23 protein-coding genes and 3 tRNA genes (1 of these 26 running past the window's edge) are annotated in these 20,369 nt (G+C 65.9%); 19 read left to right on the top strand and 7 right to left on the bottom strand.

Going from position 1 to position 20,369, the window contains the following annotated elements; all coding sequences use genetic code 11:
• A protein-coding gene (locus HN018_RS10380) for an efflux transporter outer membrane subunit (protein WP_171833930.1) crosses the window boundary here: on the bottom strand, positions 1–996 show its 5' portion. It extends 624 nt beyond the left edge of the window; the window shows 996 of its 1,620 coding nt (coding positions 1–996); the start codon lies at positions 994–996; its stop codon lies off the left edge, out of view.
• A 217-nt stretch (positions 997–1,213) separates the two neighbouring features.
• Between HN018_RS10380 and HN018_RS10375 the strand changes: the two genes are divergently transcribed.
• The 15 genes from HN018_RS10375 (at position 1,214) to HN018_RS10305 (ending at position 11,463) form a co-directional block, all read left to right on the top strand.
• Entirely contained in the window at positions 1,214–1,867 is a 654-nt protein-coding gene (locus HN018_RS10375) for a TetR/AcrR family transcriptional regulator (RefSeq protein ID WP_171833931.1), read from the top strand.
• A 24-nt stretch (positions 1,868–1,891) separates the two neighbouring features.
• Positions 1,892–1,966, top strand: a tRNA-Thr gene (locus HN018_RS10370).
• Between the two features lie 49 nt (positions 1,967–2,015).
• On the top strand, positions 2,016–2,201 hold the full coding sequence (locus HN018_RS10365; protein ID WP_171833932.1) for a hypothetical protein: 186 nt from the start codon (positions 2,016–2,018) through the stop codon (positions 2,199–2,201).
• 109 nt (positions 2,202–2,310) lie between these two features.
• Positions 2,311–2,865 carry a dCTP deaminase gene (gene dcd / locus HN018_RS10360; RefSeq protein ID WP_171833933.1) on the top strand — a complete coding sequence of 185 codons (555 nt, stop codon included), beginning with the start codon at positions 2,311–2,313 and terminating at the stop codon, positions 2,863–2,865.
• 45 nt (positions 2,866–2,910) lie between these two features.
• Positions 2,911–4,173 (top strand): UDP-N-acetylglucosamine 1-carboxyvinyltransferase, encoded by a 1,263-nt coding sequence (gene murA, locus HN018_RS10355; RefSeq protein WP_171833934.1) that lies wholly within the window; start codon positions 2,911–2,913, stop codon positions 4,171–4,173.
• A 110-nt stretch (positions 4,174–4,283) separates the two neighbouring features.
• Positions 4,284–5,000: an ATP phosphoribosyltransferase gene (gene hisG / locus HN018_RS10350; protein ID WP_171833935.1), complete on the top strand. Its 717-nt coding sequence runs from the start codon at positions 4,284–4,286 to the stop codon at positions 4,998–5,000.
• A complete protein-coding gene (gene hisD / locus HN018_RS10345; protein WP_171833936.1) occupies positions 4,997–6,298 on the top strand; it encodes a histidinol dehydrogenase in 1,302 nt (433 codons plus the stop codon). Before hisG ends, hisD begins: the two co-directional genes overlap by 4 nt.
• Before the next feature lie 136 nt (positions 6,299–6,434).
• Complete coding sequence (gene infA / locus HN018_RS10340; RefSeq protein ID WP_171833937.1) at positions 6,435–6,653, top strand: translation initiation factor IF-1; 219 nt, start codon at positions 6,435–6,437, stop codon at positions 6,651–6,653.
• Between the two features lie 7 nt (positions 6,654–6,660).
• Complete coding sequence (locus HN018_RS10335; RefSeq protein WP_239479197.1) at positions 6,661–7,251, top strand: Maf family protein; 591 nt, start codon at positions 6,661–6,663, stop codon at positions 7,249–7,251.
• Positions 7,248–8,369, top strand: coding sequence for a ribonuclease E/G (locus HN018_RS10330; protein WP_239479194.1), 1,122 nt, complete (start codon positions 7,248–7,250; stop codon positions 8,367–8,369). Before HN018_RS10335 ends, HN018_RS10330 begins: the two co-directional genes overlap by 4 nt.
• Positions 8,362–8,628 carry a DNA gyrase inhibitor YacG gene (locus HN018_RS10325; RefSeq protein ID WP_171833938.1) on the top strand — a complete coding sequence of 89 codons (267 nt, stop codon included), beginning with the start codon at positions 8,362–8,364 and terminating at the stop codon, positions 8,626–8,628. The genes HN018_RS10330 and HN018_RS10325 overlap by 8 nt, the downstream gene beginning before the upstream one ends.
• A gap of 50 nt (positions 8,629–8,678) precedes the next feature.
• Positions 8,679–8,754: transfer RNA gene (locus HN018_RS10320), tRNA-Phe, on the top strand.
• A gap of 71 nt (positions 8,755–8,825) precedes the next feature.
• On the top strand, positions 8,826–9,677 hold the full coding sequence (locus tag HN018_RS10315; protein ID WP_171833939.1) for an ABC transporter permease: 852 nt from the start codon (positions 8,826–8,828) through the stop codon (positions 9,675–9,677).
• A 5-nt stretch (positions 9,678–9,682) separates the two neighbouring features.
• Positions 9,683–10,516 (top strand): ABC transporter ATP-binding protein, encoded by an 834-nt coding sequence (locus HN018_RS10310; RefSeq protein WP_171833940.1) that lies wholly within the window; start codon positions 9,683–9,685, stop codon positions 10,514–10,516.
• Positions 10,517–10,575: 59 nt separating this feature from the next.
• On the top strand, positions 10,576–11,463 hold the full coding sequence (locus HN018_RS10305; protein WP_171833941.1) for a hypothetical protein: 888 nt from the start codon (positions 10,576–10,578) through the stop codon (positions 11,461–11,463).
• A gap of 39 nt (positions 11,464–11,502) precedes the next feature.
• Here HN018_RS10305 and HN018_RS10300 read toward each other — a convergent pair whose 3' ends face one another.
• Positions 11,503–12,396 carry an MBL fold metallo-hydrolase gene (locus tag HN018_RS10300; protein WP_171833942.1) on the bottom strand — a complete coding sequence of 298 codons (894 nt, stop codon included), beginning with the start codon at positions 12,394–12,396 and terminating at the stop codon, positions 11,503–11,505.
• An 11-nt stretch (positions 12,397–12,407) separates the two neighbouring features.
• Positions 12,408–13,649, bottom strand: coding sequence for an NAD(P)/FAD-dependent oxidoreductase (locus HN018_RS10295; RefSeq protein ID WP_171833943.1), 1,242 nt, complete (start codon positions 13,647–13,649; stop codon positions 12,408–12,410).
• A gap of 108 nt (positions 13,650–13,757) precedes the next feature.
• On the opposite strand from HN018_RS10295, the gene HN018_RS10290 reads away from it, so the two are divergent.
• From HN018_RS10290 to HN018_RS10275, 4 genes are read left to right on the top strand one after another with little or no spacing between them, the layout of a single operon-like run.
• Positions 13,758–14,186: a TIGR01244 family sulfur transferase gene (locus tag HN018_RS10290; protein ID WP_275434294.1), complete on the top strand. Its 429-nt coding sequence runs from the start codon at positions 13,758–13,760 to the stop codon at positions 14,184–14,186.
• Positions 14,183–14,860 carry a peroxiredoxin gene (locus tag HN018_RS10285; RefSeq protein ID WP_171833945.1) on the top strand — a complete coding sequence of 226 codons (678 nt, stop codon included), beginning with the start codon at positions 14,183–14,185 and terminating at the stop codon, positions 14,858–14,860. The genes HN018_RS10290 and HN018_RS10285 overlap by 4 nt, the downstream gene beginning before the upstream one ends.
• Positions 14,857–15,231 (top strand): ArsR/SmtB family transcription factor, encoded by a 375-nt coding sequence (locus HN018_RS10280; RefSeq protein ID WP_171833946.1) that lies wholly within the window; start codon positions 14,857–14,859, stop codon positions 15,229–15,231. Before HN018_RS10285 ends, HN018_RS10280 begins: the two co-directional genes overlap by 4 nt.
• Before the next feature lie 37 nt (positions 15,232–15,268).
• Positions 15,269–16,066: a sulfite exporter TauE/SafE family protein gene (locus HN018_RS10275; RefSeq protein WP_171833947.1), complete on the top strand. Its 798-nt coding sequence runs from the start codon at positions 15,269–15,271 to the stop codon at positions 16,064–16,066.
• Positions 16,067–16,271: 205 nt separating this feature from the next.
• On the opposite strand, the gene HN018_RS10270 is transcribed toward HN018_RS10275, so the two are convergent.
• From HN018_RS10270 to gyrA, 4 genes are all read right to left on the bottom strand, one after another.
• A tRNA-Lys gene (locus tag HN018_RS10270) sits at positions 16,272–16,346 on the bottom strand.
• A gap of 52 nt (positions 16,347–16,398) precedes the next feature.
• On the bottom strand, positions 16,399–16,902 hold the full coding sequence (locus HN018_RS10265) for a peptidylprolyl isomerase (RefSeq protein WP_171833948.1): 504 nt from the start codon (positions 16,900–16,902) through the stop codon (positions 16,399–16,401).
• 34 nt (positions 16,903–16,936) lie between these two features.
• Positions 16,937–17,443 (bottom strand): pantetheine-phosphate adenylyltransferase, encoded by a 507-nt coding sequence (gene coaD, locus HN018_RS10260; RefSeq protein ID WP_171833949.1) that lies wholly within the window; start codon positions 17,441–17,443, stop codon positions 16,937–16,939.
• On the bottom strand, positions 17,436–20,279 hold the full coding sequence (gene gyrA, locus HN018_RS10255; RefSeq protein ID WP_171834130.1) for a DNA gyrase subunit A: 2,844 nt from the start codon (positions 20,277–20,279) through the stop codon (positions 17,436–17,438). Before gyrA ends, coaD begins: the two co-directional genes overlap by 8 nt.
• Between the last annotated feature and the right edge of the window lie 90 nt (positions 20,280–20,369).

Here is a 20,369-nt window from a genome sequence, read left to right as displayed (position 1 = left end):
CCGGGCCAGTTCCGATGGAACGCCCACCGGCACCCGCGGCGGAATCGGTGGAACCGGCGACGCAGCGTCCAGCTCCGCCCGGAGTGCCTGCGGCGGTTCACCCAGCAGCAGGCTCAACGCGTTGATCTGTTGCGTAGCCTGTTGCTCGTAGGTGGGGATATCGGCTGTCGTGGCATCGAGCTGCCCAAGTGCATTCTGGACGTCGAGCTCGGTGGTCAGGCCGCCGACAAAACGCTGCCTGGTCAGCGTTACGGAGGCCTGCTCGGTTTTCTGGTTGGCACGCGCAATCGACAGCTGTGTCTGCGTACCGCGCAGCATCATGTAGTCGCGTGCGACTTCCGCGAGCTGGGCGATCAGCACCGATCGCCGATCCTCGACCGCGACGGTCAGGTTTGCCCTGGCAGATTCGACCTGCCGGCTCACCCGCCCCCAGAGATCGAGCTCCCACGACGCGTCGATCCCGTCCTGCCAGAGATCGACCGGAGGAACGGTCACTCCGGCTGCATAGAACGGAACTCCACCCGTGAGGCCGCCGAGAGACCGGCCGCCGAGACCGTCGGACAGGCCGCGCTGGACTTCCTTGTCGCTGATCTTGGTGCGGCTATAGCTTCCGGACCCGGTCAGTGTCGGAAACCGCGCCGCACCGGTTACCCGGAGCTGAGCCCGGCTTTCCACAATGCGAATGGTCGCCAGCCTGACGTTGAGGTTCGTCTGCGCGGCCCTCGTTTCGAGTGCCGACAGTTCGGGATCGTGGAAGATGTCCCACCAGCGCGGGTCGGGTGGCGCGGGACTGACATCGCTAACCACCACGGCCCGCCGGTTGCGAGCGCGGGCAACGTCGGCAGGGTCCGCGGGATGTTTCAGCCACCCGGAGGGCGACCAAAGGCTCGGTTGCTTGAAGTCAGGCCCGACGCTACAGCCCGAAACGGCGAGGGCGACACCCAGGATCGGCAGAAGGTGCCGAAGCCCCGGATGCGGTATCGATCTGCACGTCATCGGGTCGCTCCTGTCGCCGGGGCTACTCATCCTCTGGCGAAGGCTACGGGATCAACCCGACATGCCTTCCGCTCCCGAACGATCACAACGCTGACCGACCGGTTCGGTCAGCGTTGACAAGCGGACAGTATCTGCTTTGTTCGGTTCGTCAACGTTACACCAGACTACGCCTTGCCCGGCATAAGTGCCCGGCCCCGCGTCGAGGCAAAGGCCGGACATGGCGGATCAGGAAGAACCCTGCGGGGCAAAGCGGCAGCAGATCATCGACGGGGCCGAAATCGTCTTCACCGAATGTGGATACGAGGGGGCAAGCATGTCCCGGATCGCCCTGCGTGCATCGGTCTCGAAAGGCACGCTCTACAATTACTTTACCGGCAAATCCGAGCTTTTCGCCGCCTTTGTCGAGCAGAAGGCGACGGTCACCCTGAGCCAAGTGTTCGAGCCGTTGGATGGCCAGGACGATATGGCCACGACACTCCACAAGATCGGCCTCCGAATGGTGGACGTGGTCCTGTCGCCGGGCAGCCTCGTTCTGTATCGGATCGTCGTGTCGGAGGCGGGAAAATTTCCCCAGCTGGCGCAGATCTACTGGACGAACGGTCCAGAGCGCGCGATCGCCCAGATGTCCGCTTGGCTTGCCCAGCAGATGCAAGCAGGCCGATTGCGTGAGGTGGACCCGGCCTTTGCAGCCGAGCAGTTCTTTGCCCTCTGCCAGACGCGCTACGGCATGAAGCGCCGGCTGCAACTGATATTGGAGATCTCGGCGGAAGACGTGGAGATGGTAGTCGCTGGTGCGGTTCGGCTGTTCCTCGACAGCTACAGCCCGAGCCCTTCAGCAAAGCCTCTTGCGACTCTGAACACGAGAAGCTAGGAAGCCCGCCATGTTCGGCAGTTCGCTGTTGTAGCTCAGTGGTAGAGCACTCCCTTGGTAAGGGAGAGGTCCAGGGTTCGAATCCCTGCAACAGCACCAGTCGTCGGCGGCTCGGATACAAGCAATCACCGCCTGCAACGGCCAGGACATGACCCAGCCTCGAACACCACCGACCACGACTCCCGACCGGGCCGAAGCCGACCGCCAGTCCAGGCTGGTCCGGGAGGCGGCCGCACTGCGCGAAAATCTCCGCCGCCGAAAACAGCAGATGCGGGCGCGCCAGGAACCTCCGCCGGACACCGTCGAGATCGACCCGGGCATCGTTTCCGACTGAACCTTGGCGATTGCCCCCCACCGCGTCGCCGGGCTAGTGGTTGCGGTGTGGAGCACCCTGCGCTGACTGACCCGGTTCGCACGCACCGCCTGTGGATGAGGTCGACGCCATGCCGGTGATGCCCGATAGCTGGATCCGGACGATGGCGACGGAACGGCGCATGATCGAGCCGTTCGTCGAGACCCAGAAGCGGGACGGCGTCATCAGCTACGGCCTGTCCTCCTATGGCTACGATGCGCGTGTGGCTTCCGAGTTCAAGATCTTCACGGATGTGGACAGCGTCATCGTCGATCCGAAGAACTTCAGCGAACAGAGTTTCGTCTCCCGCAACCTGCCTGTCTGCATCATTCCGCCGAACAGCTTCGTGCTGGCACACACGATCGAATATTTCCGGATCCCGCGCGACGTGCTGGTGATCTGCCTGGGCAAATCCACCTACGCGCGCTGCGGCATCATCGTGAACGTGACGCCGCTCGAGCCGGAATGGGAGGGGCAGGTCACCATCGAGATCAGCAACACTACCCCCCTGCCCGCGCGGATCTACGCCAACGAGGGGATCTGCCAGTTCCTGTTCCTGCAGGGTGCAGGCCCATGCGAAATCAGCTACGCCGACAAGGCGGGCAAATATATGGGCCAGCGCGGTGTCGCCACACCTCGAATGTAAGCCGGGCATCGGCATGCCCGGACTTCAGAACGGAGCCGCTTAGAAATGGATAAATTCCTGATCCGTGGCGGACGCCCGCTGCATGGCGACATCCCGATCGGTGGCGCCAAGAATTCGGCGCTGAAGCTGCTGGTCGCCGGGTTGCTGACCAGCGAGCGCGTCGTGCTCAGCAACGTTCCCCGGATCGACGACATCGCCACCATGCGGGTGCTCCTGCAGGGCCACGGCATCGTGGTCGAGGATGTCGACGATACCGGCCATACCATCTCGGTCGGCGGCGACATCACCAACACCGAGGCGCCCTACGACATCGTTTCCAAGATGCGTGCCTCGATCCTGGTGCTCGGCCCGCTGCTGGCCCGCGCCCGGGAGGCACGCGTCTCGCTGCCGGGCGGCTGCGCGATCGGCACCAGGCCGGTCGACATGCACCTCAAGGGCCTGGAGGCGCTCGGGGCCGAGATCAGGCTCGAGGCAGGATACATCAATGCGGCCGCGCCCCGCGGACTGGTCGGCGCGCGCATCGTGCTGCCGTTCGCCTCGGTCGGCGCCACCGAGAACCTGCTGATGGCCGCCACCCTGGCGGACGGGCGGACCGAGATCGTCAATGCCGCCCGCGAGCCGGAGATCGCCGACTTGGTCGCCTGCCTGGTGGCGATGGGGGCACGGATCGTCGACGATGGCGCCGGAACGATCGTGATCGACGGGGTCGAGCGGCTGCACGGCGCACATCACGCCGTCGTCTCGGACCGGATCGAGTGCGGCACCTATGCCTGCGCGGTGGCCATCGCCGGTGGCGACGTGCGCCTGATCGGCGGCCAGACCGCACATCTCGGCGCGGTGGTCCGCGTCCTGGAGGAAGCCGGCGTCGAGGTCAGCCAGGAGGGCAACGCGATGCGCGTGCGGCGCAGCGGCGGGCTGCACGGCGTCGACGTGATGACCGAGCCCTATCCCGGCTTCCCGACCGACATGCAGGCCCAGTTCATGGCGCTGTTCTCGGTGGCCGAGGGTGCCTCGATGATGACCGAGACGATCTTCGAGAACCGCTTCATGCATGTGCCCGAGCTCAACCGGATGGGGGCGCGGATCAACGTGCACGGCGCGTCCGCCATCATCCGCGGCGTCCCGTCGCTCTCCGGCGCGCCGGTCATGGCGACCGACCTGCGGGCCTCGTTCTCGTTGATACTGGCCGGTCTCGCCGCCAGCGGGGAGACGGTGCTGAACCGGGTATACCACCTGGATCGTGGCTACGAGGCGGTCGAGCGCAAGCTGTCGGGCGTCGGCGCGGTGATCGAGCGCGTCACCGGCTAGCTCCCGTCCGCGGAACACGCATGCACGCGTCGGCCTTCCGTGCCGGGAGGGCCGGTGCTATCGCCGCCACGCAGCCCGAACGGTCGTCGTCATGACGCCCCGGAGACGTCATGTCCGCGCTATCCAGTGCCGCCCTCGTGCCGGAAACCAAGACCCCGCTGATCCTGGCTCTGCCCAAGGGCCGGATCCTGACCGAATGCGGCCCGCTGCTTGCTGCCGCGGGCATCGTTCCTGCGGCCGACTGCCTGGACGAGGATAGCCGGCGCCTCCGCTTCCCGACCGACGACCCGATGCTGGACGTGGTCAGGGTCAGGCCATTCGACGTCGCCACGTTCGTCGCGTTCGGGGCGGCGCAGATCGGCATATGCGGCGCCGACGTGCTGATGGAATTCGACTACCCGGAAATCTATGCCCCGCTTGACCTTCGGATCGGCGGCTGCCGGGTCTCGATCGCCGAGCCGGTGGCCTCGGCGGCGCAGGACGATCCGGCACGCTGGTCGCAGGTGCGGGTTGCCACGAAATACCCCAACATCGCCCGGCGCCACTTCGCGGCACGGGGCGTCAACGCCGACATCGTCCACCTGAACGGCGCAATGGAATTGGCCCCCGGCCTCGGCCTGTGCCGCCTGATCGTCGACCTGGTGCAGACCGGATCGACCCTGAAGGCGAACGGGCTGCAGGAGGTCGAGGTGATCGCCAACGTGACCAGCCGGCTGATCATCAACCGGACCGCCCTCAAAACCCAGCCGGAAGCGATCGGCGCCTGGATCCAGCGGTTCCGGATGGCGCTGGAGAGCCTTAGCATCAATGCGAGCACCTGCACGTGAGACGTCTCGACATCTCCGATAACGGATTCGAAGCGGCCTTCCGGGCACTGGTTGGTGAGACACGCGATGGCGGAAGCCCGGTCGACGGGCCGGTGCGCGATATCATCGCCGCGGTCCGGGCCGGTGGCGACACCGCGGTCTGTGCCTACACCGATCGCTTCGACCGGCCTGGCCTACCGGCGCTGACACCGGGCGATCTTCGCGTTACCGAAGCCGAGATCGACCAGGCCTGCAGCGCGGTATCGCCCGACCTGCTCGGCGCCCTGGACCTCGCCGCGTGCCGGATCGAGGCGTTCCATCGTGCGCAATTGCCCCGCGACCTGGAGTTCCAGGACGAGGCCGGCCTGATGCTGGGCCTGCGCTGGACACCGCTCGATGCGGTCGGGATCTATGTACCGGGCGGCAAGGCGGCCTACCCGTCATCGGTGCTGATGAACGCGATTCCGGCGCGTGCCGCCGGTGTCGGGCGGATCGCCATGTGCGTTCCCTGTCCGGGCGGGGTGCTCAATCCCCTGGTTCTCGCCGCGGCCAGGCGGGCGGGTGTGGAGGAGATCTACCGGATCGGGGGCGCCCAGGCAGTCGCCGCACTCGCCTATGGCACGCGCACCATTGCCGTCGTCGACCGGATCGTCGGCCCCGGCAACGCTTATGTCGCCGAGGCGAAGCGCCAGGTGTTCGGCCAGGTCGGGATCGACAGCATTGCCGGACCGTCGGAGGTCGTCATCGTGGCTGACGGCGACAACGACCCGCATCATGTGGCGCTCGACCTGCTCGCCCAGGCCGAGCACGACGAGAATGCGCAATCGATCCTGATCACCGACGATCCAGCCTTCGCCGATGCGGTTGCGGCAAACGTGCAGACCGTGCTGGAAACCCTGCCGCGCGCCGCGATCGCCCGCGAGAGCTGGGACCGCTACGGCGCGATCATCCTGGTCGGGACCATGGAGCAAGCCTGGCCGCTGGTGAACCGGCTGGCCCCAGAGCACCTGCAGCTCATGCTGGGCGACGACACGCGCGCCTTTGCCGCCATCCGTCATGCCGGTGCGATATTCCGCGGCCGGCACTGCCCCGAGGCGATCGGCGATTATGTCGGCGGCCCGAACCACGTGCTGCCGACGAACCGCACCGCGCGATTCGCATCCGGCCTGTCGGTCTATGACTTCCTCAAGCGCACGACCTGGATTGCCGCCGATGCGGCTGCACTGGGCCGGGTCGGGCCGGCTGCGGTAGCGCTTGCGGAGGCGGAAGGATTGCATGCGCATGCCAGCAGCGTGGCGGTGCGCCTCGGCCAAGCTTGACCCGGAGCAACGCAATCATCATGTTCCGGCCCGAAATCAAGTTTTGCGGAACACCGTCGGGTGCCCGTTCCCATGGCCGAGACCAGGAGGTGCCTGATGCTTCATCGCCTTCTTCAACGACAGATCGAAGGACGCAATGTCTAAAGAAGACATGATCGAATTCAGCGGCACCGTCATGGAGCTGCTGCCCAACGCGATGTTTCGCGTGAAGCTCGATAACGAGCACACGATTCTCGCTCATACCAGCGGCAAGATGCGCAAGAACCGCATCCGGGTCCTGGCCGGCGACCGGGTCAACGTCGAGATGACCCCATACGACCTCTCCAAGGGTCGCATCACCTTCCGCTTCAAGTAGTTCCGGGTTGCCGGCGCCTGTGCGCGCCAGGTTGCTCCTGGCCTCTTCGAGCCCGCGCCGGCGGGATCTGCTCGCCCAGATCGGCATCATCCCGGACGGTATCGTAAAGCCCGACATCGACGAGACGCCGAAACGCGACGAACTGCCGCGTGCCTACGTCGTGCGCATCGCACAAGCCAAGGCCCTGGCCGCCGCCTCGTCCCTCACCGCTGGTGACCTGTTGCTGGCAGCCGACACGAGCGTCGCTCTCGGCCGGCGTATCTTGCCCAAGGCAGAGGATGAAGCGACCGCCCGGCGCTGCCTGGGCCTGCTCTCGGGCCGTCGCCATACGGTCATGACCGCCGTGGTCCTCCGGGCAGCCGACGGGTCCCAGACCAGCCGGCTGGTGGAGAGCGTGGTCGCGTTGTCTCGCTTCACCACCGACCAGATCGACGGGCTGATCGCGGCCGGCGACTGGCATGGCAAGGCCGGCGGCTATGCCGTCCAGGGTCACGCGGCTTCCTTCGTGCGGTTCCTGTCCGGCAGCTATTCCAACGTCGTCGGTCTGCCGCTGTTCGAGACGGCGCAGCTCCTGCGTGGGCGGGGCTGGATGCCGTGACGGTTCAGCTGCTTGCCGCCTGCAGCCCGGGAGAGATCCGGATCGCGGTGACGGGCGATGATGCCGGCCAGGACCGGATGCTCCTGGACTATGTGCTTTGGCGCCCCGGCATGCCGGACGGTGTAAGCGACCTGCATCGCGGCCGGGTCGATACGGTGGTGCCGGCACTGGGCGGCATGTTCGTCGTTCTCGAGTCGGGATCCGGCTTCCTGCCGTTGCGAGACGGCACGGCGACGCTGAGCCAGGGCGATCATGTCCTGGTCCGGGTCAGCCGAAGTGCCCAGGGCGGCAAGGGACCCCGGCTGGTGCTCGTCCCCCATCCGGCCGACCAGAAGCTCGCAGGCCCGGTCGCCCTGCTCACACGCGGCCCCGACCCGCTCGCCAGCCTGGCAGATACCTATCCGGACGCCACGATCACCACCGACGATCCGTCGCTCGCCTCGCTGCTGGCACCGGCGCTCCGCCACCGGATCAGACTGGCCGACGAGGCGATCCCTGCCGAGATCGAGACGCTGATCGACGCGCTGTCCGGCCCGGAGGTGACGCTGCCCGGAGGCATGCGCGCCAGCATCTATGCCACGCCGGCGCTCGTCGCGATCGACATGGACACCGGCAGTGCCAGTGCCGGCCGGCAGACCAAGCAGACCGCCCAGTTCGCCGCGAATCGGCTGGCGATCCCACCGCTCCTGCACCAGCTCCGGCTGCGCAACCTCTCCGGCGCGATCCTGATCGACCTGGCCGGGCTCGCATCGCGCAAGCGGGCGGCGTTGCGTCCGGACATCGAGGCAGCACTGGCACTCGATCCGCTGCAGCCGCGCCTGCTCGGCTTCACGGCCCTCGGCCTTGCTGAAATCCTGCGACCCCGCATTCATCCGCCGCTGCACGAACTGCTGTCCGGGGCGCATGCAGCCGGGCTGGCGGCCCTGCGCGAGGCTGGTCGCCACATGGCAAACCCGCCGCACCGGCTACCGCGGCTGGTTGCCGGCCTGGGCGTGGCGACGGCGCTCGAGCGCGACGGTGTGGCACGCGAGGCGTTGGCGCGCCGGGCCGGGCAACCCATCTCGATCCGCGTGGATCCATCCCTGCCCTCCCTCGCCTGGAAGCTGGAACATGACTGACTCAAGCGACCCTGCGGGGCCTTCGCCGACCGTCGCCGCAAGCCTCGCGGCGAAATGCCCGATGTGCGGCCGGCCTGCCGAGGTCTCGCACCGGCCGTTCTGTTCGGTACGCTGCGCCGATGCCGATCTCGGACGCTGGCTGACCGGGCAGTATCGGGTGCCCGGCGCCGCCCTCGATCCGGACGATCCGGCGTCCCACCCCGAGAGTGCGTCACGGACCGGCGTTCGGCATCTTGATCCCGAAGACGGGCTGGGTTAAAGCCTGCGCCACCAACGGACTGGCTGCCTCGCCGGTCCAGCAGGACCGATGCCCAGGTAGCTCAGTTGGTAGAGCATGCGACTGAAAATCGCAGTGTCGGTGGTTCGAATCCGCCCCTGGGCACCATTTGCCAGCCAGCAGCTTTCCCGCCCGGTTCTTACCCGTTCGGTCCGTTCATCGATTGGAGACTCCCATCCATGACGGCTGTGAACGGATCCGTCGAACCCGGCCCGGTTCTCGACCTCAGTCCGGAGACTGCCGGCGCCCGCCTGCGACATGCGCTTCAGGATCTCCGCGAGAGCGCCGGGCTGTGGCGGCTATGCCTCACGCTCGGCTGGCTCGATGTGAAACTGCGCTATCGCGGCTCGCTGCTGGGACCATTCTGGTTGACGGCATCGACCGCCGTGATGATCGCGGCGATGAGCCTGCTCTACACGACGCTTTTCCATATCGATATCAAGAACTACATGCCGTTCCTGTCGCTCTCGCTGGTGCTGTGGGGGTTCATCGGCAGCGTCGTGAACGAGGGCACCACCTGCTTCACCTCGGCGGAAGGCATGATCCGCTCGATGCGGCTGCCCTTCGGGCTCCACGCCGCCCGGGTGCTGGTCCGCAACATCCTGGTGCTGCTTCACAACGTTATCGTCATCGTGGTCGTGTTCGCGATCTTCCGTGTCTGGCCGGGCGCGCACGCATTCTGGGCGCTGCCGGCCGCCGGACTGTGGCTGCTGGATGCGATCGCCGCCTGCCTGCTGCTGGGCACGCTGGGTGCCCGCTACCGCGACATTCCGCCGATCATCGGCAGCCTCATGCAGATTTTCTTCTTCATCAGCCCGATCATCTGGAAGCCGGAGCTGATCACCCATGGCCATGCGCTGCTGCAGCTCAATCCGTTCTATGCGCTGATCGAGATCGTGCGTCGTCCGCTGCTGGGCGAGGACGCATCCCAGCATCTGTGGAACCTGGCGATCGGTGACAGCGTGGCGCTGTGGATCGGCGCCATACTCCTGTTCATGCGTGTGCGCGCCCGTCTCGCCTACTGGCTCTGACGTTAATGCGCCCCTTCATCAACACCCCGAATGACACGGACACCCGGTCCGGGACCGGCGCGAGCGTCGAGGTGCAGAACCTGCACGTGACGTTCCCGCTCTATCACGGCAGTGCCCGCACGCTCCGCAAGACGCTGGCCAAGGCCACCACCGGCCGCTTCGAGCGCGACCAGCAGCAGCGCATGGTGGTGCAGGCGCTCCGCGGCATCTCGTTATCCCTGAAGCCCGGCGACCGGCTCGGGCTGGTCGGCGGCAACGGTGCCGGCAAGACCACACTGCTGCGCTCGCTGGCGGGCATCTACGAGCCGGTGGCCGGCCGCGTCGTCATACGCGGCGAGATCAACGCACTGCTCGACACCAATCTTGGCATGAACGTGGACCTGACCGGCCGGGAGAACATTACCCTGCGCGGGCTGCATGCCGGAATGTCGCCCCGTCGCATCCGCGCGATCGAAACCGATGTCCAGGATTTCGCCGATCTCGGCAGCTTCCTCGACATGCCCGTGCGGACCTACAGCTCCGGCATGGTGGTCCGGCTCGGCTTCGCGCTGGCCACCTCGATCCGGCCGCGCGTGCTGCTGATGGACGAGTGGTTCCTGGCCGGGGATACGAACTTCATGCTGAAGGCACAGGGCCGTCTCGAGCAGCTCGTGCAGCAGGCCGAGATCCTGGTGATCTCGACGCACCAGCTCGATGTCGTATCGGCATGGTGTACCCGCGTGCTTTGGATGGACCAGGGCTCGATCAAGCTCGAAGGACCACCGGAGGTGGTCATCCCCGCATATCTCAGCCACGAGGCGTCGATGTCCGAGGCGGCGACCGCGGCCGAGCTGACCTAGAGTCCGGCGTTGCCGGAGTTTCGCCCCGCCTTTTCGAACCTTGCCCGGATGCCCTTCTTTTGAAATTCGTAGTGTCGAACCGCTTCATTATCAGGACCGGCTGCACCGCTCTTGCCGTCACCGGGGCCGGGCTCGCCGCTCGTGCGGATCCGCTACCGGTCATCGCCATCCACCGGGAAGTCGGTCTCGCGGCCGAGGGACAGTTCACCAACTACAAGGAGAACTTCTCGGTCGAAACCGCAAAGGGCCTGCATGATCGCGAAACCGGCGGAACGCCCGGCTTCGAGTTCAAGGCCGAGGACATGCTCGATATCGGCCCGATCCGGCATGTCTATGCCTCGGTGGAGTTCCGATACAATAACGGAACGACACGCTATAATGGTGCCTACCAGCGCTCGCACGATCCGCTGATCGCGACGGACGGCCTGGAAACCAAGGATGTCCGAGCCGAGCTGGGCAAGGGTTTCCTGATCGGCGACCGGCTCCTGATCACACCGGTCGTCCAGTTCGCCTATCACGACTGGAACCGGACCCTCAGCGACTACAGCGAAGACTATCGTCAGCTTGCAGTCGGTGCGGCCGTGCATGGCGATTTCGCACTGACCCGGCGCCTGGTGCTGTCGGCTCGTCTGGGATGGGCCGAAACGCTCGATCCGAAGATGACCGCGACCGGCCAGTCCGTCACCATCGATCGACATTCATACACGCTCGACCCGCTGCATTTCCCGCTCGGCGATCGGCCGGTCTGGCAGGCGGGTTCGTCGCTGGATTACCGGATGACGCGTCACGTGCACCTGTACGGCGGCGTCGATTTCCAGCGGTTCGGCTACGCGCAGGGGAAAACCAGGGCCACGATCCATGGCCGTTCCGTGCACAGTACCTATACCGAGCCGGACAGCTGGACCCAGACCATCGTGCTGACGACCGGGCTGGCCTGGAGCTTCTGAGACCAACTGCCCGTTCAGGCTTGCGGCGGCGATAGGCCATCAGGCCCAGGGCGGCGTGCCGAGCGCGTCGAGTGGGATCCTCAGGAAGCGCCTGCCCTTCTCGTCGCGCTCCGGCAACCTGCCGCCGCATATATTCACCTGCAGGGCGTGCAGGATGAGTCTCGGCATTGGCAGCATGCGATCGCGAGCGGCGCGCATGTCCACGAAGGCCACTTCGTCGCACATCTGCAGATGCGCATTTCCCCGCTTCTGTTCTTCGATCGAACTCTGGAAGGCCAGTGGCCGTCCGCCGGGCTCGTAGTCGTGCCCGGTGAAGAGCCGGGTATCGGCCGGGAGCGCCAGGATCGTCTGGATGCTTTGCCATAGCTGTGCCGCATCGCCGCCCGGAAAATCGGTCCGCGCGGTGCCGCTGTCCGGCATGAACAGGGTGTCGTGGATGAACGCCGCATCGGCAACGACATAGGTGACCGAGCACAACGTATGACCGGGCGAATGCATGACGCGGACATCGAGGTCGCCGATCGGGAAACGATCGCCATCCTCGAACAGCCGGTCCCACTGCGAGCCATCGGTCCGGAACGAGTCCGGCAGGTCGTAGATCTCCTGCCAGAGACGCTGCACCTCGACCACACGGCCACCGATCGCGGTCGGAGCGCCGGTCATGCCTTTCAGGTAACCGGCGGCCGAGAAGTGGTCGGCATGTGGGTGCGTGTCGAGTATCCACGCGACCTTCAGTCCGTGCGCCTGTACGTGTTCCAGGATCGCATCCGCGGATCGTGTCGCCGTGCTGCCCGACTTCTCGTCATAGTCGAGCACCGGGTCGATGATCGCGCACTGACGGCTAGCAGGGTCCGTCACGACATACTGCACGCTGGACGTCCGGGCATCGTGAAAGCCCGTTACCTCCGGCCGCATGTTCGCCCGGCTCGACATGCCCGTCACGATCAGGCCGCTTTCTCGAACGTGCGTTCGCGATGCCTGATGTCGAGCTCGCTGCCTTTCAGCATCCAGTTCCAGTACAGGGCGGGCAGGATATTCTGCTTGAGCAGCCAGGCACTGAATCGCGGCACGCGTGGATCGATCGGAAAGCTGGGCATGATCCTGCCACCATAGCCGAACTCCGCGAGAACAACCCTGCCGTAGGCCGTCGTCAACGGGCATGAGCCATAACCATCGTAGGCCGCCGTCAACGACCTACCGTCGACGGCGGCGAGCAGGTTCCGCACGACCACCGGCGCCTGCAGCCGTACTGCGGCGGCAGTCTTGGCATTGGTCGTCCCGGCCGCATCGCCAAGACCGAACACGTTCGGGAACCGCGTGTGCTGCAAGGTCTCGGGATCGACCGACACCCATCCTGCCGCGTCGGCGAACGGACTGTTCCTGATGAAGTCCGGGGGGCCCTGCGGCGGCGTCACATGCAGCATGTCGAAGTCGCGGACGATCTCGCGTGTCTGCCCGCCCGGGCCGATCGCCGAGAACACCGCCTTGCGGGCCGGCCCGTCCACCGCCGTCAGCGTATGGCCGTAATTCACCCGGATGCCGTACTCGTCGATCGAGCGCTGCAATGCCGGCACGAAGAACGGGACACCGAACAGCACGCTCCCGGACAGACAGAACTCGACATCGACCCGATCAAGCCGTCCGGTCCGGCGCAGGGCGTCCGATGCCAGGTACATGATCTTCTGCGGTGCCCCGGCGCATTTGATCGGCATAGCCGGCTGGGTGAACAAGGCAGTACCGCCGTCGAGCTCCTGGATGCAGCGCCAGGTATACTCGGCATGGGCCGAAGCGTAGTTGCTGCAGACGCCGTTGGCGCCGAGCGCATCCTGGAGGCCCTCGATCCTGTTCCAGTCGAGCTGCAGGCCGGGACAGAGCACGAGCGAGGCGTAGGTCAGGCGCCGGCCATCGGCAAGGATGACGGCATTCCGCTCGGGCTCGAAGGCGTCGGCACCGATCCGGAACCAGGTCACGCCTGGCGGGATCAGCGTCTCCTGGCGGCGCTGCGTCTGCTTCATCGAGAACACGCCGGCACCGACCATGGTCCACCCCGGCTGGTAGGCATGGGTCTCCGATGGCTCGACCAGCGCGATGCTCAGGGTCGTGCGATGCCGCCTGAGCTGGGCGGCGACGGTGATACCGGCGGCCCCACCACCGACTATGACGACGTCGAAACCGGCTGCACTCATGGGTTCGTCTCCTGTCGGGCCACAGGAGTGCCGCATCGGCCACGACACTTGCAAATTAATAACTCAACACCTAGCCTATTCCTTAGATATCGGGAGAGTTGATCGCCTATGGATCGCAAGGCCATTGGAAACGGCATGACCGTCTCCGCGCAGCTCAGCTTGGACGACTTTGCGCTGCTGGCCAGCCAGGGCGTCGGGCTGGTCATCAACAACCGCCCGGATGGTGAAGCCATAGGACAGCTTACGGCGGCGGACGGAAAGGACGCGGCCGACCGTGCCGGACTTGCGTATCGGCACATTCCCGTAAGGCTCGCGACGCTACGGCCGGAAGAGGTCGATCAGTTCGCCGATGCGATTGATACCGCGCCCGGCCCGGTGCATGCGCACTGCGCCTCCGGCCACCGGTCGGCCCTGCTCTGGGCCCTGAGCCAGATCAGGCGCGGCCGCATGTCGCGACAGGATGCGTCACGATGGGCGCAACAGCATCAGGTCGATCTTGCCGCGGCCTTCGCCTGGCTCGACCGGCAGCCGACATGAGCGGCGCGGTCGCACAGGAGCGCCTCGGCCCGCCTCTGCTGCATGATCCGGCCCCTGATTTCCTTGCCCGCACCACGATGGGCGACCGTTCCCTCCTGGGCTACCGCGGCCAGTGGTTGCTGCTGTTCTCGCATCCGGCCGACTTCACTCCGGTCTGCACCAGCGAGTTCGTGGCCTTCGCCCGGGCGGCCGATGATTTCTCGGCGCTGAACTGCGCGCTCCTGGCGCTCTCGGTCGACAGCCTGTTCTCGCACCTAGCCTGGATCCGCAGCATCCGCGCACAGTTCGGCGTGACGGTGCCATTCCCGATCATCGAGGACCCCTCGATGGCGATCGCCCAGGCCTATGGGATGATCTCCCCCCGGGCGCGTGATACCGCGATGGTGCGGGCGATCTTCGTGATCGATCCCGAGGGTATCATCCGCGCGATCTCCTGGTATCCGATGACAACGGGACGCAGCGTCGCCGAACTGCTCCGCCTGGTCAGCGCCCTGCAGATGACCGACGCGCACGGAGTTTCCACGCCGGAAGCCTGGCAGCCCGGACAGGACGTCATCCTGCCGCCGCCGATGACCGCCCCGGATGCGCTCGACGCGGGTGGCGCCGAGGGCGACTGGTATTACCGGACGGCTTCCCCCGAAGCATTGGCTCACAAGCCGAAGCGCCGCCCATGACCCTGGAGCCGCCATTCGATGTCGACGCCGCCGCGTCGATGTTGCGGGCCCTGGCCAATCCGATGCGCCTGGCGGTGGCGCTGCGGCTGCTCCAAGGCTCCTGCACCGTCGCTACGCTGGAAACCGAGCTGGGACTGCGGCAGCCCAACCTGTCCCAGCAATTGGCGGAACTCCGTGACGCCGGGGTCGTGAGCGCCGAACGCCAGTCGCGAAACATGATCTACAGCCTTGCCGACGACCGGCAGCGCCGCCTGGTCCAGGCGCTGCTGCTCGCCTTCGGCGCACAGACAGCCTCGCAGGCTAGCGTCCAGCGGCCGGTATCCCGGCCACAACAGCAGGCGGCGGTCTTTGCCCGGATCGGTACGGGATGAACCGGTCAATGATTGCCGGACCGACCGGGTCGGCCTGATGTCGGGACTCGAACCCCTGCTGGCCGTTCTCTGCGGTGGCGTCGTCGGTTTCGCGCTGGGTCTGCTCGGCGGCGGCGGCTCGATCCTGGCGACGCCTTTGCTGCTCTACGTGATCGGCCTCGGACCTCACCAGGCGATCGGGACCGGAGCCCTGGCAGTCTCGGCCAGTGCGTTCGCCAATTTTGCGACGCATTTCAGGGCCGGAAACGTTCGCTGGCGCAGCGCCGGCCTGTTCGCGATCATCGGCATGTTCGGGGCCTTCATCGGCTCGGAGCTCGGCAAGTCGGTCGATGGCAAGAAGCTCCTGTTCCTGTTCGCCATCCTGATGATGGTGGTGAGCGTCAGGATGTTCCGCTCGACGGCCGGCTCGTCGCTGCAGGATGTTCCGGTGGGGTATCGCTACTGCAACCGGAAGAGCATCCCGAAGATCGCCGGCTCTGCCATGGCGGTCGGCATGCTTTCGGGTTTCTTCGGGATCGGCGGCGGGTTCCTGATCGTGCCCGCCCTGCTGTTCGCGACCGGGATGCCGATGCTGTATGCGGTGGGGTCTTCGCTACTGGCGGTCGGCGGCTTCGGCCTGACCACGGCGGCGAACTATGCTCTCTCGGGCCTGGTAAACTGGCCGATCGCCGCCGAATACATCGCAGGCGGCTTCCTCGGCGGCTGGATCGGGATGCGCCTCGCATGTCGCCTGGCGAGCCACAAAACAACGTTGAACCGGATCTTTGCAGGCGTGGTCTGCCTCATGGCCATCTACATGCTCTACAGGAATGCAGGCGTGGCTTACCTGATCTAGGGATCCCCGAGATGTCGCTCAGGCACAACTCCGCCTGCCGGCTCTGTTTCAGCCACACCCTGGTCGCATAGGCGGTTGCGGCCGCGCTCGCATCGATCTTCGGCAGGTCCGCTCTCGCCAGAAGAAGGAGACCCCGGTTTTTGGCGCGCCGGTGTCGGCGGAAGCGCGGATGCGGGATACCGTGCCGACGGTCAGATCATGGAAATGGTGGGCCGGGTGGGGTTCGAACCCACGGCCATTCGATTAAAAGTCGAATGCTCTACCGCTGAGCTACCGGCCCGCCTTGGCGGGTGGAGGATGAAAGGCTCACGCCAGTCATCCTCCGGATCGTGTCAGGTGGCCGTCTGGCTTGCCGGCCGCATGCTTACGATACGGTCCGGGTCGGATACCACGCCGCTTCCACCAGCGCCACGCTTGATCTGATCGACCAGTTCCATGCCCTCGGTCACTTCGCCGAAGATCGAATACTGCCCGTCCAGGCTCGGCGCCGGTGCGAACATGATGAAGAACTGGCTGTTCGCGCTATGCGGATTGCCGGTGCGGGCGGCACCGAGGGTCCCGCGCACGAACTTCGCCTTGTTGGTGAATTCCGACTTCAGGTCGGGCAGCTTGCTGCCGCCGCTGCCGGTTCCGGTCGGATCGCCGCTCTGCGCCATGAAGCCGTCGATGACGCGGTGAAACGCGATATTGTCGTAGAAGCCTTCGGCTGCAAGCGTACGGAACCGCTCGACATGCTGCGGCGCCAGGTCCGGACGAAGCTTGATCACCACCCGGCCGGTCTTGAGCTCGAGATGGATGATGGTGTCCGCGTCCGCCGCGGGAGTGGTTTCGGACATGTCTGTTTCCTTGATCAGTCTGGCATCAACCGGATCAGCGCAGTCTGGCGATGATCCTGCTATGCGTGAAGCTTGGAACGAACGACGTAATGTCACCGCCCAGCTGCGCGATTTCCTTCACCAGTCGCGAGGAGATGAACTGGTAGCGCTCGGTCGCCATCAGGAAGATGGTCTCGATGCCCGGGTCGAGACGATGGTTCATTCCGAACATCTGCGTCTCGTAATCATAGTCGGTGACGACCCGAAGCCCGCGGATGATCACGTTAGCGCCGTTCTGCCGGGCGCATTGGACCAGCAGCTTATCGAAGCCGACCACCTCGATGACCGTTCCGGTATCCGCAGCGATCGGCTTCACCTCGTGGGTGACGCACTCGACCCGTTCCTCCAGCGTCATAAGCGGTTGCTTGCCGACATTGGCCGCGACCCCGACGACCAGCCGCTCCACCAGCCTGGCGCCCCGGGCGATGACGTCCAGGTGGCCGCGGGTTATCGGATCGAACGTTCCCGGATAGAGCCCGACATGGGGCATCGGCTCAGGCATCGTCTCCATCCTCGGTGTCGGGGTTGCTGTCGGTGCCCGGCTCGATGCCGATCTCCTGGATGCCGGTGCCCGACGCCTCGACCGAGCCGATCGTGGCGTCCTCGACGGTGGCATCCGTCTCCGGAACCTCGTCCTCGAGTACCGGGAACACGCTGGTCACTCGCTCGGAGCCACCAAGGCGGAACAGCGTGACGCCGATCGACTGGCGTCCGGTGATACGCACCTGGTCGACCGGCACCCGGATCAGGCGGCCGACATCGGTCACCAGCATCACGTCGGTGCCGTGCAGCACCGGCAGGGTCGCGACCACGGCCTTGCCGTTCTTCGCCGACAGCGTGACGTTGGCAATGCCGAGGCCGCCACGGCCGCTGACCCGGTAATCATAGGCGGACGTTCGTTTGCCGAATCCACCGTTGGTGACCGTCAGCAGGATCTCCTCGCCCTGCTCCATCTCGGCGAAACGCTCGGCGGACAGAGACGTCGCGACGACGCCCTCCTCGCCATCGGCTTCCGCCTCGATCTCGGCCACCGCGGCCTCGCCATCCTCGGGCGTGGTCTCGGTACGACGCTTGGCGACCGCCATCTTCATGTAACCCGCACGCTCGGCGACATCGGCCTGCATATGGTGCAGCACGGCCAGGCTGTTCACCTCGTCGTTCTCGGCCAGCCGGATCCCGCGCACGCCAGAGCTATCGCGCCCGGCGAACACGCGCAGGGTGTCGTCGCTGATCTGGAACCGGATGCAACGGCCGAGCCTGGTCGCCAGCATCACATCCTGCCCGTCGCGGCAGGTGGCGACGCCGATCAGCCGGTCGCCCTTGTCGCCCCAGCTCTCGTCCAGCTTCATGGCAATCAGGCCCGACGACCGCACGTTGCGGAAGTCGCTGAGCCGGTTGCGCCGCACGTTGCCGCTCGCTGTCGCGAACACCAGATGCAGGCTCTCCCACATCGTCTCGTCCTGCGGCAACGGCAGCACGGTGGTGATCGAATCACTACCGAGCTCGGGCAGCAGGTTCACCAGTGCACGGCCCTTCGCGGTCGGGCTGGCTTCAGGCAGCCGCCAGACCTTCTCGCGGAACGCCTTGCCGCCGGAGGAGAAGAACAGCACCCACTGATGGGTATGGGCATTGAAGCTGCGGGTGATGATGTCGTCGCCACGGCGGCCGGACGCGGTACGCCCGCGCCCGCCACGGTTCTGCGCCCGGAACGTCTCAAGCGGAGTACGCTTGATGAAGCCGTCGCGGGTGATGGTGACCACCATCTGGCCCGGCTCGATCAGGCTCTCGTCGGTCTGATCGCCGGCGACATCCGAAATCTCGGTCATGCGCGGGACGGCGATTTCCGCCCGAACGATCGCCAGCTCGTCCCGCATCACTTCGAGCCGGCGCGGCCGGCTGCCGATGATGTCGAGCAGCTCGTTGATCCGGATGGCCACGTCGTTCAGCTCGGCCTGGATCTTGTCGCGCTCCAGCCCGGTCAGGCGCTGCAGACGCAACTCGAGGATGCCGCGGGCCTGCGCCTCGGTCAGGTGCACGCGCCCGTCGATGACGACGTTACCCTCGTCATGGATCAGCGCCAGCAGCGGCTCGATCTCGGCCGCATCCCAGTCGCGCGCCATCAGCGACTCGCGTGCGGTCGCCGCGTCGGGCGATGCGCGGATCAGCCTGATGACCTCGTCGATGTTGGCGACCGCGAGCACAAGTCCGACCAGCAGATGGCCGCGATCGCGCGCCTTGTTCAGGTCGAAGCGCGACCGCCGGAGAATGATCTCCTCGCGGAACAGGATGAACGCGACCAGCGCATCCTTCAGCCCCATCAGCTGCGGCTGGCCGTTGTTCAGCGCCAGCATGTTCACCCCGAACGAGGTCTGCAGCTGGGTGAAGCGATAGAGCTGGTTCAGCACCACTTCCGGCGTGGCGTCGCGCTTGATCTCGATGACCAGCCGCATGCCGGAGCGGTCGCTCTCGTCGCGTATGTCGGAGATGCCCTCGATCTGCTTCGCACGCACCAGCTCGGCGATACGCTCCTGCAGCGTAGACTTGTTCACCTGGTACGGGATCTCGTTGATCACGATCGCCTTGCGATCGCGCCTGATATCCTCGATCTCGGCCCGCGCACGGATCAGTATCGAGCCGCGGCCGGTCTCGAATGCCGAGCGAATGCCGGACCGGCCGAGAATGATGCCGCCGGTCGGGAAGTCGGGACCCGGTACGATCTTCATGAGGTCGTCGAGCGACATGTCCGGCTCGGCGATCAAGGCCAGCGTGGCATCGATGATCTCGCCCGGATTATGGGACGGGATGTTGGTCGCCATGCCCACGGCGATGCCGGACGCGCCGTTGATCAGCAGGTTCGGATAGGCGGCTGGAAGAACCTTGGGCTCCTCCTCGCTCTCGTCGTAGTTCGGCTGGAAATCGACCGTATCGCGGTCGATGTCGTCGAGCAGGAACATCGCCGCCTTGGCGATCCGGGCCTCGGTGTAGCGCATCGCCGCCGGGCTATCGCCGTCGACCGAGCCGAAATTGCCCTGCCCGTCGATCAGCTTGACCCGCATCGACCAGGATTGCGCCATGCGCACCATGGCATCGTAGATCGAGCTGTCGCCGTGCGGATGATACTTACCCATCACGTCGCCGACGGCGCGTGCGGACTTGCGATACGGCTTGTCGGGCGTGAACCCGCTTTCGCGCATGCCGTACAGGATGCGGCGATGCACCGGCTTGAGCCCATCGCGCACATCGGGAAGCGCACGGCTGACGATGACCGACATCGCATAGGCGAGGTAGGAGGTCTGCATCTCCTCCTCGATGGTGATCGGCACCATCCCCGGCACCATGCCACCACCGCCGGCCAGGCCGGGCGGATCGTTCGGAGGATCCATCATGGTCGGGCCGACATTGGACTCGTCCAGCTCGGACTGGTCCGT

The sequence above is a fragment of the Lichenicola cladoniae genome, from assembly GCF_013201075.1.
In the GTDB taxonomy this organism is placed as follows: domain Bacteria; phylum Pseudomonadota; class Alphaproteobacteria; order Acetobacterales; family Acetobacteraceae; genus Lichenicola; species Lichenicola cladoniae.
Note: the sequence above shows the minus strand (reverse complement) of the source record. Positions and strands in the feature narration are given on the sequence as shown.